The sequence below is a fragment of the Amphiplicatus metriothermophilus genome, assembly GCF_900199215.1.
GTDB classification, from domain to species: Bacteria; Pseudomonadota; Alphaproteobacteria; order Caulobacterales; family Parvularculaceae; genus Amphiplicatus; species Amphiplicatus metriothermophilus.
In genome coordinates, this window is sequence record NZ_FZQA01000007.1 from 29,923 (window position 1) to 43,740 (window position 13,818).

14 protein-coding genes and 1 tRNA gene are annotated in these 13,818 nt (G+C 66.8%); 8 read left to right on the plus strand and 7 right to left on the minus strand.

The genetic code is table 11. The features are described 5' to 3' along the window. Positions 1–146: 146 nt before the first annotated feature. Positions 147–530: a thermonuclease family protein gene (locus CHB64_RS15810; RefSeq protein WP_407640862.1), complete on the plus strand. Its 384-nt coding sequence runs from the start codon at positions 147–149 to the stop codon at positions 528–530. A 388-nt stretch (positions 531–918) separates the two neighbouring features. Here CHB64_RS15810 and CHB64_RS12625 read toward each other — a convergent pair whose 3' ends face one another. The 6 genes from CHB64_RS12625 to CHB64_RS12650 form a co-directional block, all read right to left on the minus strand. Continuing rightward, positions 919–2,538 carry a TRAP transporter large permease gene (locus CHB64_RS12625; protein WP_089412990.1) on the minus strand — a complete coding sequence of 540 codons (1,620 nt, stop codon included), beginning with the start codon at positions 2,536–2,538 and terminating at the stop codon, positions 919–921. Positions 2,539–2,541: 3 nt separating this feature from the next. Continuing rightward, positions 2,542–3,348 carry a TRAP transporter small permease subunit gene (locus tag CHB64_RS15430; protein WP_200815371.1) on the minus strand — a complete coding sequence of 269 codons (807 nt, stop codon included), beginning with the start codon at positions 3,346–3,348 and terminating at the stop codon, positions 2,542–2,544. Positions 3,349–3,502: 154 nt separating this feature from the next. Further along, positions 3,503–4,621, minus strand: coding sequence for a TRAP transporter substrate-binding protein (locus CHB64_RS12635; protein ID WP_089412991.1), 1,119 nt, complete (start codon positions 4,619–4,621; stop codon positions 3,503–3,505). A gap of 121 nt (positions 4,622–4,742) precedes the next feature. After that, the gene (locus CHB64_RS12640; RefSeq protein ID WP_089412992.1) at positions 4,743–5,153 is read right to left on the minus strand and encodes a hypothetical protein; all 411 of its coding nucleotides are present in this window, start codon (positions 5,151–5,153) and stop codon (positions 4,743–4,745) included. Positions 5,154–5,200: 47 nt separating this feature from the next. Continuing rightward, positions 5,201–5,959 (minus strand): arginyltransferase, encoded by a 759-nt coding sequence (locus tag CHB64_RS12645; protein WP_089412993.1) that lies wholly within the window; start codon positions 5,957–5,959, stop codon positions 5,201–5,203. A gap of 67 nt (positions 5,960–6,026) precedes the next feature. After that, a complete protein-coding gene (locus CHB64_RS12650; protein WP_089412994.1) occupies positions 6,027–7,886 on the minus strand; it encodes an SLC13 family permease in 1,860 nt (619 codons plus the stop codon). Between the two features lie 175 nt (positions 7,887–8,061). On the opposite strand from CHB64_RS12650, the gene CHB64_RS12655 reads away from it, so the two are divergent. The 7 genes from CHB64_RS12655 to CHB64_RS12685 all read left to right on the plus strand — a co-directional run bounded on the left by CHB64_RS12655 (position 8,062) and on the right by CHB64_RS12685 (position 13,138). Next, complete coding sequence (locus tag CHB64_RS12655) at positions 8,062–8,547, plus strand: flavin reductase family protein (protein ID WP_159462500.1); 486 nt, start codon at positions 8,062–8,064, stop codon at positions 8,545–8,547. Then, on the plus strand, positions 8,544–9,416 hold the full coding sequence (locus CHB64_RS12660; RefSeq protein ID WP_089412996.1) for an NAD(P)-dependent oxidoreductase: 873 nt from the start codon (positions 8,544–8,546) through the stop codon (positions 9,414–9,416). The genes CHB64_RS12655 and CHB64_RS12660 overlap by 4 nt, the downstream gene beginning before the upstream one ends. A gap of 96 nt (positions 9,417–9,512) precedes the next feature. Next, positions 9,513–10,211, plus strand: a complete 699-nt coding sequence (locus tag CHB64_RS12665; protein WP_234993361.1) for a rhomboid family intramembrane serine protease — start codon at positions 9,513–9,515, stop codon at positions 10,209–10,211. Continuing rightward, on the plus strand, positions 10,202–11,041 hold the full coding sequence (locus CHB64_RS12670; RefSeq protein ID WP_089412998.1) for an SDH family Clp fold serine proteinase: 840 nt from the start codon (positions 10,202–10,204) through the stop codon (positions 11,039–11,041). Before CHB64_RS12665 ends, CHB64_RS12670 begins: the two co-directional genes overlap by 10 nt. Before the next feature lie 71 nt (positions 11,042–11,112). After that, complete coding sequence (locus CHB64_RS12675) at positions 11,113–12,270, plus strand: acyl-CoA dehydrogenase family protein (protein ID WP_089412999.1); 1,158 nt, start codon at positions 11,113–11,115, stop codon at positions 12,268–12,270. A 116-nt stretch (positions 12,271–12,386) separates the two neighbouring features. Next, positions 12,387–13,019, plus strand: a complete 633-nt coding sequence (locus tag CHB64_RS12680; RefSeq protein WP_089413000.1) for a trimeric intracellular cation channel family protein — start codon at positions 12,387–12,389, stop codon at positions 13,017–13,019. Positions 13,020–13,064: 45 nt separating this feature from the next. Continuing rightward, positions 13,065–13,138: transfer RNA gene (locus CHB64_RS12685), tRNA-Gly, on the plus strand. A gap of 218 nt (positions 13,139–13,356) precedes the next feature. Here the strand turns inward: CHB64_RS12685 and CHB64_RS12690 are convergent. After that, entirely contained in the window at positions 13,357–13,650 is a 294-nt protein-coding gene (locus tag CHB64_RS12690) for a hypothetical protein (protein WP_089413001.1), read from the minus strand. Positions 13,651–13,818: the final 168 nt, after the last annotated feature.

Genomic DNA, 13,818 nt, shown 5'->3' on the forward strand with positions numbered 1-13,818 from the left:
CGTTCATGGCGCGCATCGGCTCCCGCCCGGTCGCGCGGCGTCCTCGCCAGGGGACGCGGCTGCGTTATTCGAGAAAAAGCGGCAAGGCGAGGGCCTTCCGCAGGGCGCGGACCGAACTCTTCGCCGTTCTTGCGCTCGTCGCAGGAATGATCGCTGCGAGCGGCCTGCCGCGCATAGCGACGGCCGACGAGCGGATCGAGGGAACCGTCGTCCGCATCGTCGATGGCGACACGTTTTACCTGAGCGGCGTCGACGCGCGCATCCGCCTCTGGGGCGTCGATGCGCCCGAACGCGGCGCGCCCGGCGGCGCGGAAGCGACGCGCGCGCTCGCGGAGATCGCCGCTGATCGAAGGATCAGCTGCAAACATGTCGATACGGACCGGTACGGGCGAATCGTCGGCCAGTGTTTTTTGCCGTCCGGCGAGGACGTCGCCGCCCTTATGATCGGCCGCGGAGCGGCGCGAGAACATTTTCGCTACTCTAGCGGATATTATTCTGTACACAGTCTCATTACACGGACAGAGCGGTAAGATCGCCGCTCTTCTGCCGCCGCGAGGTCGCATGAACGCCGATAAATTCTCCGTATAAAGGCTATTTATTTTCTCCGCAGGAGAAGCGGGGTTCCAACTGCGCCAGGCGAATTTTACGCCGCGCGGATCGACACGCCGAACGCGGCAAGGCCTCTCGAGCCCGAAAACCTTCGCCCGGCGCTTCAAAACGCGCCCGTTTCGCCTTCCGGGCGAAAAACCAACCGTTTGAAATAAAACGGGTTTTTCTTCAAACGTGGATAACTATTCACAACTTATCCCCGCCTTTCGGCCCCGGCTTATCCTGTCGCGCGAAGGTTTCGACCGTCAGGAGGAAGCTCCCATGCAGGCCGCCCTTGCGAGCCGTTTCGCTCCCGCCGCCGGGCGGGCGCTATTGATAAAGAACCCGCGGCAGCCAGGTCGCAAGGCCGGGGAAGGCCGCCAGCACGCCGAGCATGACGAGCTGGATCGCGATGAACGGAATCGCGCCGCGATAGATGTGGGTCGTCTTCACCTCGGGCGGGGCGACGCCGCGCAGATAGAAGAGCGCGAAGCCGAAGGGCGGGGTGAGGAAGGAGGTCTGGAGATTGACCGCCATCATCACGCCCAGCCACACCGGCGAAACGCCCATGGCGAGAAGCGCCGGCGCGACCAGCGGCACGACCACGAAAGTGATCTCGATGAAGTCGAGAAAGAAGCCGAGCAGGAACATCACCAGCATGACGGCGATCACCGCGCCGACGACGCCCCCGGGCGCGGCGGCGAGCGCGCGCTCCACCGTCTCGTCGCCGCCGAGCCCGCGGAAGACCAGCGAGAACAGCGCCGCGCCGATGAGGATGGTGAACACCATCGTCGTCACCCGCGCCGTCTGGTCGACGATGGGGGCGAGCGCTTTCTCCCGCGCAAGCCGGTGAAGGCTCGCCAGCGCGCCCCAGGGAATGATCGCGCACAGAAGGAAGGCGAGGATGATGCCGACCCGCTCGATCGGCGCCGGCGCGGCGCGGCCGAGCCGAAGATCGAGGAAGCTCGTGAGCGCGATCAGCCCGACGATCGCCGCGGCCGCGGCGAAGACTGCGGGCCGGCCGAGCAGGCCCGCGCCTTTGGGCGCGAGGCGGGCCCCGGCGATGAGCAGCGCGCCGACCGCGCCGACGCTCGCCGCTTCGGTGGGCGTCGCCGCCCCGGCGAGGATCGAGCCGAGCACCGCGACGATGAGGAGCAGCGGCGCCGGCAGCGTCTTCAGGGCGGACTTCCACGCCTCGGCGCGCGGGCCGATCTCCTCGGCCGGAATGGCGGGCGCGGCCGCGGGCCGGGTCGCGGCGACGAAGATCTGATAGGCGAGATAGAAGCCGACCAGCATGAGCCCCGGAATGAGCGCGCCGGCGAAGAGGTCGCCGACGGAAACTGTTTCCGGCGCGAACACGCCCTGCTCGAGCTGGGCCTTCTGATAGGCGTTGGAAATCACGTCGCCGAGGAGAATGAGCGCGATCGAGGGCGGGATGATCTGGCCGAGCGTGCCCGCCGCCGCGATGGAGCCCGCCGCAAAGGCGGGATCGTAGTTCCGCCGCAGCATGGTCGGCAGGCTGAGCAGGCCCATGGCCACGACCGTCGCGCCGACGATGCCGGTCGAGGCGGCGAGCAGCGCGCCGACGACCGTCACCGAGAAGCCGAGCCCGCCGCGCAGACGCCCGAAGAGCTTGGCCATCCCGTCGAGCAGCTCCTCGGCGATCTTCGACTTTTCGAGGATCGCCCCCATCAGAATGAACACCGGCACCGCGATGAGCGTGGTGTTGGCGACCGCGCCGAAGATGCGCTGCGGGAAGGGCGCCAGAAAGCCCGGATCGAAAACGCCGAAGGAAAGGCCGAGAACGGCGAAAATCAGCGCCGTCCCCGCGAGGCTGAACGCCACCGGATAGCCGGACATCAGCATCGCGCACAGCACGACGATCATCGCGATGTCGAGCCAGCCCGCCGCCGCGCACACGCAGATCCCGTGGGCTTCGAGCCATTCCATCGCTCAGGCCCCCTTCCCGCCGGCGCGTTCGCGCAGGGTCTCGCCGGCGCGCGTCGCGATCGAAAAGCCGGCGAGCGCCAGCAGCGCGGCGAAGGCCGGAATGAGCGACTTGAGAAGGAAAACAGCCTGGATGCCGGACTGCTCGTTCGAGCCTTCGCGCACCGCCCAGGACTGCGCCACATAGGGCGCGGCGCTCCACAGGATGAGCAGGCAGGCCGGAAACAGCAGGAGATAGGTTCCCAGAAAGTCGACCAGCGCTTTCCGCCGCGGGCTGGCGTCGCGGTAGAAGATGTCGACGCGCACCTGATCGTCCGTGAGGAGCGCATAACCCGCCGCGAGCAGGAACACCGCGCCGTGCATGTAGGTGATCGACTCCTGCATGGCGAGAAAGTTCACGCCGAAGACGTAGCGCAGGATCACCACCACGAACTGCACCAGCGCCATGGCCAGAACCAGCCACATGGCCGCCCGGCCGGCGGCGCGGCTGATCGCGCCCGCGAGCGGGGCGAGCCGCGCGCTCGCCCGGCGCGGCCCGCCGAGGGCGGCGACCGCGACGGCGCCGGCGGCGAGAAAGCCGGCGAAAAAGGCGGCGCGGCGGGCGAGGGGCGCGCGCGCGGCCTGACCGGCGAGATCAGGCGCGAGCGCGGCGAACGCGGCGCCGCCGGCGACGAGGCCCGCGGCGAGCGCGAGCCAGAGCGCGGTTCCGGCGAGCCGGCGTGCGCTCGCCAGCCCTGCGAGCGGCAGCAGCATCAGCGGGAACAGAACCCCCGCCGCCAGCCAGTTCAGCATGTCGCCGACGAGGGTCAGCATGACCGGACCAGCTGAGACGGTTCATCCTTGGGCCGGATCCCCCCCCGTCCCCCTTTTGCATGGGGGAGGGTTAGGGCCCGGACCTGCGGCTCGCTCCCTCCCCCTCCTGCAAAGGGGGGATGAGACGGGATCGCCGAGGGAGCGCGCGCGCGCCTCACAGCGAGAACACCGCCCGCCGCGCGGCCATATAGGCCTCGTCGGAGATGCGGCCCCATTCCTGCGAGCGGGCGAGGGAGGCTTTGTAGCTTTCGAAGATGCGCCGCGTGATGTCGTCGCCGGCGGCGAGCTCGGCGAGCACCGCGCGCGTCGCCTCGGCGAGGGCCTGAAGGACGTCCTGAGGCGTCTGGCGCAGCTCCACGCCGTGCTCCTTGACGAGCTGCTCAAGCGCGACGGCGTTGTAATGGCCGTATTCGGCGATGGCGAGATGATTGGCGCGGTGGCAGGCGCTGGCGATGATGGTTTTCTCCTGCAGGGTCAGCTCCTCCCACAGGTCGAGATTGACGCCTACGGAAAGCTGCGCGCCCGGTTCGTGAATGCCCGGCCAGTAGTAATATTTCGCCTCGCGGTAAAAGCCGAAGGCGAGATCGTTCCAGGGCCCGACCCATTCGGTCCCGTCGATGGCGCCCGACTGCAGCGCCTGATAGATCTCGCCGCCGGCGAGCGCGACCGCCGAAGCGCCGACGCGGCGCAGCACCTCGCCGCCGATGCCGGGCATGCGGATCTTCAGCCCGCGCATGTCTTCGAGGGACTCGATCGGACGCTTGAACCAGCCCCCGAGCTGGTGGCCGGTGTTGCCCGCCGCGAAGGGCTTGATGCGGAAGCGCGCGGCGAGCTCGTCCCACAGCTCCTGCCCGCCGCCGAACTCCGTCCAGGCCATGATCTCGGTCGCGGTCATGCCGAACGGCACGGCGGTGAAGAAGGGAAAGCCCTGACTCTTGCCGACCCAGTAATATTCCGCGCCGTGATAAAGGTCGGCCGCGCCGGTCGAGACCGCGTCGAAGGCCTCGAAGGCGCTCACGAGCTCGCCGGCCGCGAAGACTCGCACGCGCAGGGCGCCGCCGCTCATCTCGGTGATGAAGCGCGCGGTGCGCTCGGCCATGGTCCCGAGGCCCGGAAAGTCCTTGGGCCAGGTGGTGACCATCTTGAGTTCGCGCCGGCGCCGGCCTGCGACGGGGCCGATCTCGCCCCTCGCGATGTCGCCGCAGTCGCAGCCCGATGCGAGCGCGGCCGCGCCGAGCGCTCCCCCGGCGAGAAGCTTGCGCCGTCCGATCATGAAACGCCTCCCGACCGCCGATCCGGTTGCAGACCAGGCCCGGGGTTCGGCCCCGGATCCGTCGACGTCTTCCGCCTGTTCCGCTTAAACCGCCCCGGCGGCGGGGAACAAGTCCGGCGCGTTATTCCTGCGGCGATTCCGTTTCCTGCGGGGCCGGCGCGGCGTCGGCTTGCGCTTCAGCTTCGGCTTGCGCGTCCGCTTCGGCGCGCTCGCGCTCCTTGGCGGCTTTCCAGCGCTGGAAGGCGGCTTCCTTGTCCCGGCGCGAGCGCAGGTCCCGGATCAGGCTCTGCTCGGCGAGAGACGAGCCCGTCTCGGCGTCGCCCGTGGCGTAGCACTGCGTCTCCTGCGCGTAGCAGCGCTCCTGGCAGGCGGCGCGCGCCGGCCCGTCGCGCAGATCCGCGCAGGCGGCCTGACACTGATTATGCGCGCCATAGCAGCGGTCTTCCGCATAGCCGAAGGGCTCGCCCGCGCATCCTGCGGCGAAGAATAGCGCGAGACTTGCGGCGACGGCCGCGGGACTGGTCTGAGGCATGGCGCGCTCCTGCATGGTCAGCGGAAAAGGCCCGGGGCGAGGGCGGATCAGGCTTTGCGGCGATCCATCCGGACCCAGCCGGATGCGGTCAGCATTTCAAGGGGCTGGAAGGCTTTCTTGTAGTCCATTTTGGGGGAGCCTTCGACCCAGTAGCCGAGATAGACGTAAGGCAGCGAGAAGTCGCGCGCGAGCGCTACGTGATCGAGGATCATGAACTGGCCGAGGCTGCGGCGCGCTTCTTCCGGCTCGAAGAAGGAATAGACCATGGAGAGCCCGTCGGTGAGCCGGTCGGTGAGCGCCGCGGCGACGAGGCGCTCCTCGCCGGAAGGCTCGCGCAGCGCATACTCCACGATCATGGTGTCGACCGCGGTCTCCTCGACCATCGAGACGTAGTCGAGCACGGTCATGTCGGCCATGCCGCCGTCATGGTGGCGCGCGTCAAGATAGGCGCGCAGCACCGAGAACTGCTCGCCGGTGGCGCGCGGGGCCCGGATGCGGCGGACGAGATCGGCGTTGCGCGCAAGAACGCGCCGGCGCGATCGCGTGATCGCGAAATCCTCCGTCACGACGCGCACCGGCACGCAGGCCTGGCAGCGCTCGCAGGCGGGGAGATAGATGATGTTCTGTGAACGCCGGAATCCGCGCCGCGTGAGCATGGCGTTCATCGCCGGCGCGGCCGGGCCGTTAAGATGGGAGAAGACCTTGCGCTCGGTCTTGCCTGGGAGATACGGACACGGCGCCGGGGCGGTGACGAAAAACTCGCCGCCTTCGACGCCGAAACGGCGGGTGACGTCCTCGTTACGCATCGCGGTATCCTGTCACGGAAGTCTTAGCGGCCGATTATCGCGCCCGCAACAATGCGTCCCGCGTCCCTCATATCGCGCCGATCATGCGGAAATAGAACGGCGCGGCGATGGTGTAGACGATCCACATCAGCACGATCAGCGGCCCGCCGACGACGATGTAGTCGCGGAACTTGTAATGGCCGGGGGTCATGACGAGCAGGTTCGTCTGATAGGCGATGGGCGTGGCGAAGGGGCAGTTGGCTCCGTAGATGACCGACAGCACCGCCGCCTCCGGGTCGATGCCGGCGAGATTGGCCGCGCTCACGGCGATGGGCGTGAACAGCACGGCGGTGGCGTTGTTCGACAGGACGTTGGTCGTCGCCGCGGAGATGATGAAGATCGCCGACAGCAGCGCGGCGGGGCCGAGGCTTTCCCCGATCATGGCGATGAGCCCGCCGATCGCCAGGGCGCCGCCGGTCTCTTCGAGAGCCGCGCCCATGGCGAGGGACGAGCCGATGAGCAGAAAGATGCGCCGGTCGATGGCGCGCGAGGCCTGACGCACGTTGAGGCAGCCTGTCGCCACCATGGCCATGGCCCCGATGAAGGCCGCCACCGCGATCGGCGCAAGACCGCTCGCTGCGAGCGCCACCACGCCCACGAAGATCGCGCTGGCCGTGCGGGCGTGGCGGATCGCCGGCAGGCCGGTCATCGACCATTCGAGCACCAGAAGATCGCGGTCCGCGCGCAGGGCCTGCACGCTCGACGTCGGCCCGACGATCAGCAGCACGTCGCCGGCTTCGAGGCGGATGGTGTTCATCTGCGCGCGGATCATGCGGCTGCGCCGCTCGATGCCTATCACGACGCAGTTGGTCTGGTAGTGAAGGCCGATCTGAGCGATCGAGCGCCCGATCATGCGCGAGCCCGGCGCGACCACAGCCTCGACCATGGTGAGCTGCTGGGCGCGCGCGCCGGCGCCTTCGACGTCGAGCGTGGTCTCGGCCATCATGCTGTCGAGGATTTCCGGCGTCGATTTGAGAAGATTGGTGAGCGCCTGGCGCGTGGCGGCGACGATGACTACGTCATGAGGACGGAAGGAGAAGTTGTCGAAAGGCGGCAGGATCGCCTGCCCGCCGCGCTGGACCATGCGCACGGTGATGTCCGGCAGGTCCGGAAAAAGGCCCGACACTGCGCCCTTGCCGACCAGCGGATGGCCGGGCGTGATCTCGATCTGGGCGATGAACTGCTTGCTTTCCCGTTCGCCGCGGATTTCGTCCGGGCTCAGCCGGCGCGGCAGCAAAAGCCGTCCCGCCGTGGCGAGATAGATGATCCCCGCCGTCCCCAGCACGAGCGCAAGGGGCGTGAGGTCGAAAAAGCCGATCTGCCGGCCGGTGATCGCCGTATAGGAGCCGGCGGCGAGTATGTTGGTCGACGAGCCGATCAGCGTCGTCATGCCGCCGAAGAGCGCGATGAACGACAGCGGCATCATCAGCCGCGAAGCGGGGATCTTTCCCTGCGCGGCGATCGCCGACACGATGGGAATGAACATCACGACGACCGGCGTGTCGTTCAGAAACGCGCTGATGGCGAGGGCGAGGGCGAAAATGGTTACGGTGACGACGGCGGGGCGCTGGTCGACGGCTTCCACGAGATAGCGCGTGGGCAGCTCCATCGCGCCGGACTGGAAGATTCCCTGCCCGATGATGAGCAGGCACATGATGGCGATCAGCGCCGGGCTCGCGAAGCCGGAGAAGAGGACCTGCGGGGAGAGAAGCTCCCGCCCGTTCTCGTCGACCAGCGGGGCGAGCTGGAACAGAATGAGGAACGCCGCGAGCGAGCCCGCCGAGACCAGCTCCAGCGAGAAGCGGTCGAGCGCATAGAGGACGATCGTCACGAGGATGATCGCAAACGTCGCCCACATCTGCCAGGGTGCTGCCGCCGCCAGGTCCATGATGTCGCTGTGAAATGGCTCCAGAATGGGCGCGGACCGCCGCCGCGCGCGGGCCTCGTGCGGAGAGCGGCTTTGTATTTTCGATGATTGGTGTTACCCGCACAAGACCAAGTTTTTCAATGCGTTAACGATTGGGCGGATGGGAGAACGCCCACCTGCGAAATCGAGGAAGCTGATGAGCGATCCGTACAAGCCCCTCAAAGACGCGTTTTCCCGTTTCGCGACGGGCGTGGCGCTGGCCGGCTGCGTCGGGCCCGACGGGAAGCCGGTGGCGATCACGGTGAACTCTTTCGCTTCCGTCTCGCTCGCCCCGCCGCTGGTGCTTTGGTGCATCGAGCGGCGCACCTCGTCCTTTCCCGCCTTCATGCGGGCCGACAGCTATTCCATCAACGTCCTGCGCGCCGACCAGCAGCATCTGTCGGAGCGTTACGCCCTGCGCGCGCCCGAGCCGTTCGCGCCGGAGGAATATGAGATCTGGGAGACCGGCGCGCCGGTCCTGAAGGACTGTCTCGCCGCCTTCGACTGCCGGGTCGTCAGCCGGCACGAAGCAGGCGATCATGTCATCATGGTCGCCGAGGTGCTGAAGTTTCGCGCGGCGGCGGGGCGGCCGCTCCTGTATTTCGCTCGGCGCTACGCGACCGGTCCGGAGATTGAGGAATGAAAGTCGCCTTTCTGGGTCTTGGCGTGATGGGCGCGCCCATGGCGGGTCATCTCGCGCGCGCAGGATTTGACGTCGCGGCCTACAACCGCACGGCGGCCAAAGCCGAAGCCTGGTACGAGGAGCACGGTCGGGCGCACGGCGCGCGCGTGGCGGCGAGCCCCGCCGAAACGGTCGAAGGCGCCAGGCTCGCCTTCCTGTGCCTCGGCGACGATCCGGACGTGGCGGCGGCGGCGCGCGAGGTTCTCCCCGTCCTGCCCGAAGGCGCGGTCCTCGTCGATCACACCACGGCCTCGCCGGCGCTCGCGCGCCGGCTCGCCGAGGAAGCCGGCGCGGCCGGCAAGGGCTTCGTCGACGCGCCGGTCTCCGGCGGTCAGGCGGGCGCCGAGAAAGGCGCGCTGTCGATCATGTGCGGCGGCGAGGCGGCGCATGTCGAGCGCGCGCGCCCGGCCATGGAAAGCTACGCGGCGCGCATCGTTCATATCGGCCCGTCCGGGCACGGCCAGCTCTGCAAGGCGGTCAACCAGATCTGCATCGCCGGCCTTCTTCAGGCGCTCGCCGAAGGGATGCATTTCGCCGGCCGCGCCGGGCTCAACATCGAGCGCGTGCTCGAAGCGATCTCCGGCGGCGCGGCGCAGTCCTGGCAGATGGACAACCGCGCGCGCACAATGGTCGCCGACGAATTCGACTTCGGTTTCGCCGTGGACTGGATGCGCAAGGATCTGCGCATCGCGCTCGATGAGGCGCGCGCCAGCGGCGCGCGGCTTCCCGTCACGGCCCTGGTCGACCAGTTCTACGCCGACCTGCAGGCCATGGGCGGCGGGCGCTGGGACACGTCGAGCCTCATCCGTAGACTGACGGATGCGGATTAGGCGAGGTGCGCGGTCGACCGTTCGCAGGCTTCGAGTGACATGATCCCCGTTAGAGACAGCGTAGCGAACCGCTATCCGCCTGTCGTGACATGGGCCTTGCTGGCGACGAACTGCGCCGTATTTCTGTTTCAGGCCGCGCTGACGCCGCGCGGTCAGGAAACGTTCGTTTACGTTTTTTCTCTTGTTCCGGCCCGGTTCTTCGCCTTGCTGGAAGCCGGCGCCTTGGTCGAAGCGTTCTACCCTTTGCTGACGAACGCCTTTCTGCATGCAGGTTTTCTGCACTTGGCGTTCAATATGTGGTCCCTTTTGATCTTTGGTCCTTCGGTTGAGGATCGCCTGGGATCGCGCGTTTTTCTCGGATTCTATCTGATTGCCGCCTGGACGGCCTCTCTGGCGCATGCATTCTTCAACGCAAACTCGCTTATTCCGGCGCTCGGCGCATCGGGCGCGATCGCGGGGGTCATGGGCTGCTATGTACGGCTGTTTCCGTTCGCGCGGCTTGTTCTGCTCGTGCCGGTGCTGTTCTATCCGGTGTTCGTCGAGGCGCCGGCGATTCTTTTCAGCGCGGTCTGGTTGGCGATGCAGCTCGTTCCAGGATTGATCACGCTGCTGATTCCAGGCGAAGCCGGCGGGATCGCCTGGTGGGCGCATATCGGAGGGTTCGCCGCCGGCTGGGCGCTTGGCCCGGCGTTGCGCCGCCGCCCCCGCGGTTACCGGCCGTATTTTCAAGATGAGGGGGTTTTCGGTTTTACGCCCGACGGGCGACGACATTGGAGAAGAGATTTATGGGAATAGCCGAGATCTTCTGGCTGTTTCTGATCATCACGACGCTTCAGCCCGTGTTGCATCAGCGGCTGCTGAACGCGATGCGCGCCCGCAAGATCGCCGAGATCGAAAAGCAGCGCGGCTCCCGCGTGATTCTGTTAGTGCATCGTCAGGAGACCATGCGGCTTCTGGGCTTTCCTCTCGTGCGCTACATTGACGTCAATGATTCGGAAGAAGTCCTGCGCGCGATTCATCTGACCGACCCGGAAATGCCGCTGGACATCGTGCTGCACACGCCCGGCGGGCTCGTATTGGCGGCGTTGCAGATCGCGCGCGCGATCGAGGATCACAAAGGCAAGGTCACGGTTTTCATACCCCACTACGCGATGTCTGGAGGAACGTTGATCGCATTGGCGGCCGATGAAATCGTCATGTGCAAGCATTCCGTGCTCGGACCGATAGATCCGCAAATCGGAGGTCTTTCCGCGGTCAATCTGCTCAAGATCATTGAGGATAAGCCGATCAGTCAGATCGACGATCACACCATCGCCCAGGCCCATGTGGCGCGTCGCGCGCTGGCGCAGATCAGGGCGGAGGCCAAGCACTTTCTGAGCGATCAGATGCCTGAAGAGAAAGCCGCGCAGGCGGCCGAACTTCTTTCTTCCGGCGCCTGGACGCACGACTATCCCATCTCGGCGAACGAAGCGCGCGAGCTGGGGCTGCGAATCAGCACGGACATGCCGAAAACGGTTCTCGAGCTGATGACCCTATTTCCCCAGCCGGTCCGGGCGGCGGGCGGCGTCGAATATCTGCCCGGACCGCGCGGTCGAGAAACGAGGCCGAAAGACGCCGGCGCATGAGAACTGCGTCCGGCGATTGCCTCGCGCCGCCGGTGCGGAGACAATCGGCGCGACGTTCGAGGAGTTGAGCCATGCCCGTCATCGACACGGCCCGTCCGGCCTGGAAGACCGACGATCTCGTCCTGTTCGAGGAAGAGGTATACAAGTTCTTCTCCCGGGAGCTCAGCCCCCATGTCGAGAAGTGGCGCGAGCAGGGCTGCGTCGACCGTTGGGCGTGGGAGAAGGCCGGCGAGGCGGGACTCCTGTGCATGTCCATGCCTGAGGAATACGGCGGCGCCGGCGGAACCTTCGCGCACGAACAGATTTTCTGCGAGCAGCAGGTGAAAGCCGGCGTCGAGGGCTTCGGCGCAGGGCTGCACAACTGCATCGTCGCGCCCTACATCCTCCATTACGGCACGGAGGAGCAGAAGAAGCGCTGGCTTCCCCGCATGGCGAAAGGCGAGCTCGTCGGCGCCATCGCCATGACCGAGCCGGGCACGGGCTCCGATCTGCAGGGCGTCAAGACGACGGCGATCCGCGACGGCAACCAGTACGTCATAAACGGACAGAAGACCTTCATCACCAACGGCCAGACCGCCAATCTCGTCATCGTCGTGGCCAAGACCGACCCCAGGGAAGGGGCGAAGGGCGTCTCGCTGATGGTTGTCGAGACCGACGAGGTTGAAGGTTTTCGCCGCGGGCGCAATCTCAAGAAGCTCGGCATGAAGGCGCAGGATACCTCCGAGCTTTTCTTCGACGACGTGCGCGTGCCCACGGAAAACCTTCTCGGCACGGAGGAGGGTCAGGGCTTCATCCAGCTCATGCAGCAGCTTCCACAGGAGCGCCAGCAGATCGCCGTTCTCTCCATCGCTGCGATCGAGCGCGCGCTGGAGCTGACGGTCGATTACGTCAAGCAGCGCCATGCGTTCGGCAAGCCGGTCATCGCCTTCCAGAACACCCAGTTCAAGCTCGCCGAAGCAAAGGCGAAGGCGACCATGGCGCGGGTGTTCGTGGATTACTGCACCGGCTTGCTGATCGAGGGCAGGCTCGACGCGGCGACCGCCTCCATGTCGAAAATGCTGCTCACCGACCTCGAGAACGAGATCATCGACGAATGCCTGCAGCTTTTCGGCGGCTACGGCTATATGGACGAATATCCGATCAGCCGCATGTACGCCGACGCGCGCGTCCAGCGCATCTACGGCGGCACGAACGAAATCATGAAGCTCCTGATCGCGCGGACGCTGTGACGATTCGCGCGCGGCTTGAAGCGGGCGCGCGGGACAGGCGGGACGCCGAAAACTGATTCCGCTTTTCAGGGACGATCTGGCTTGCGCGGGAAATTGAATCGCATGCCGATCGTTTCATGGATCCTGCGCCTGTTTTCGTCGTCCTCAGCTATATCGGCCTGTTCGTCTTCGCCGTCTCCGGCGCGCTCACCGCGCTCAGGAACGACATGGACATATTCGGGGTCGCCATGATCGGCCTCGTCACCGGCGTCGGCGGAGGCACGATCCGCGACGTGCTGCTCGGCTCGTTTCCCGTGTGGTGGATCGCCGATCCCCTCGCGATCGCGATCTGCGCGGCGGGGGCGGCGGTCGCCGTCGTCGCCCAGCCGGCGATCGCCTCGCGGCTCAAGGCGCTCATCTGGGCCGACGCGGCGGGCCTTGCAGTGTTCGCGATCATCGGGGCGCAGGCCGCCCTCGCGGCGGGCGCTCCGGCGCTCATCGCGGTCTTCATGGGCGCTGTCACCGCGACTTTCGGCGGCGTCCTCCGCGACGTCCTGTGCAACGAAACGCCGCTGATCCTGCGCGAGGAGATTTATGCGACCGCCGCGCTCATCGGCGCCGGCGTTTACGCGGGCCTGCTGGCGGCGGGACTGGCGACGGGGCCGGCCGCGATCGCGGCGGCGCTTGCGACCTTCGCGATCCGAGCCGCGGCCATTCTTTTCGACATCCGCTCGCCCAAGGTCGGCCGCCCCCGCGGGCCCGGGGCCTGAGCCGGTCTTGCGCGCGCGGTCATTTCGTCTATCTAGGGGGCCGGCGCGGGTATAGCTCAATGGTAGAGCCGCAGCCTTCCAAGCTGAAGATGCGGGTTCGATTCCCGCTACCCGCTCCAGACTTTCTCCGATGCGCGCCGACCCCCCGGTATGAGAACGGCCGCGGCGCGGGCGCGCGGCCGTTCCCTGGGCGGCTGCTCTTTCACTTTTCCAGCGTGAAGAGTCCGCTGACGGCGAGCGCGGCGCACAGAAATACGGCGCCCGCCAGGAGGGCTGTAAGTACGGCTGTCATCTCGAATTCTCCGATGTCGGCGAAGGATCAGCGGGAACGGGTCGGTCAGTAGGCGAGCGCCGCGACGGCGGTATCGCGCGACCCGTCCGCGGGCTTTTCGTTCGTCTGACCGTCCCTGTCGGATGCGAGACTCGCCATACGCGCTTCCGCGATGAGCAACGTGCGCTGGGACAGACGGGCGTAGCTCTCGTCGAGATGCGCGTTGATCTCGCGCAGCGCGGTGTCCGCGTCGATCTCGGTTTCTGCGGCCGTTGCGGCGGGCGCGCCGCTCGCAAGGGTCGATCCGATCAGGACGGCGAGCGCCGTCCGGCGAAACGGTTTGTTGAAGACGTTGGCCATTTTCTTTTCTCCTTTTCTGTCGTTTTTCAGGGACGGTTCTCGTCCCCGACGATCTAGTTAGAGACGCCTGCGCGAGCGCGCCCGTGACGAAAGTCAGGTCGGTCTCGCTGATATTGGGCGGGGCTGCGCCCTTCCGATCCGCCGCCATTGCCCATGCGGGGAGGGCGG

Excerpts from the sequence above, each read along its gene's own strand:
- CHB64_RS15810 (WP_407640862.1), top strand. The coding sequence starts at position 147 with ATGATCGCTGCGAGCGGCCTGCCGCGCATAGCGACGGCCGACGAGCGG.
- CHB64_RS12625 (WP_089412990.1), bottom strand. The coding sequence starts at position 2,538 with ATGGAATGGCTCGAAGCCCACGGGATCTGCGTGTGCGCGGCGGCGGGC.
- CHB64_RS15430 (WP_200815371.1), bottom strand. The coding sequence starts at position 3,348 with ATGCTGACCCTCGTCGGCGACATGCTGAACTGGCTGGCGGCGGGGGTT.
- CHB64_RS12635 (WP_089412991.1), bottom strand. The coding sequence starts at position 4,621 with ATGATCGGACGGCGCAAGCTTCTCGCCGGGGGAGCGCTCGGCGCGGCC.
- CHB64_RS12640 (WP_089412992.1), bottom strand. The coding sequence starts at position 5,153 with ATGCCTCAGACCAGTCCCGCGGCCGTCGCCGCAAGTCTCGCGCTATTC.
- CHB64_RS12645 (WP_089412993.1), bottom strand. The coding sequence starts at position 5,959 with ATGCGTAACGAGGACGTCACCCGCCGTTTCGGCGTCGAAGGCGGCGAG.
- CHB64_RS12650 (WP_089412994.1), bottom strand. The coding sequence starts at position 7,886 with ATGGACCTGGCGGCGGCAGCACCCTGGCAGATGTGGGCGACGTTTGCG.
- CHB64_RS12655 (WP_159462500.1), top strand. The coding sequence starts at position 8,062 with ATGAGCGATCCGTACAAGCCCCTCAAAGACGCGTTTTCCCGTTTCGCG.
- CHB64_RS12660 (WP_089412996.1), top strand. The coding sequence starts at position 8,544 with ATGAAAGTCGCCTTTCTGGGTCTTGGCGTGATGGGCGCGCCCATGGCG.
- CHB64_RS12670 (WP_089412998.1), top strand. The coding sequence starts at position 10,202 with ATGGGAATAGCCGAGATCTTCTGGCTGTTTCTGATCATCACGACGCTT.
- CHB64_RS12675 (WP_089412999.1), top strand. The coding sequence starts at position 11,113 with ATGCCCGTCATCGACACGGCCCGTCCGGCCTGGAAGACCGACGATCTC.
- CHB64_RS12680 (WP_089413000.1), top strand. The coding sequence starts at position 12,387 with ATGGATCCTGCGCCTGTTTTCGTCGTCCTCAGCTATATCGGCCTGTTC.
- CHB64_RS12690 (WP_089413001.1), bottom strand. The coding sequence starts at position 13,650 with ATGGCCAACGTCTTCAACAAACCGTTTCGCCGGACGGCGCTCGCCGTC.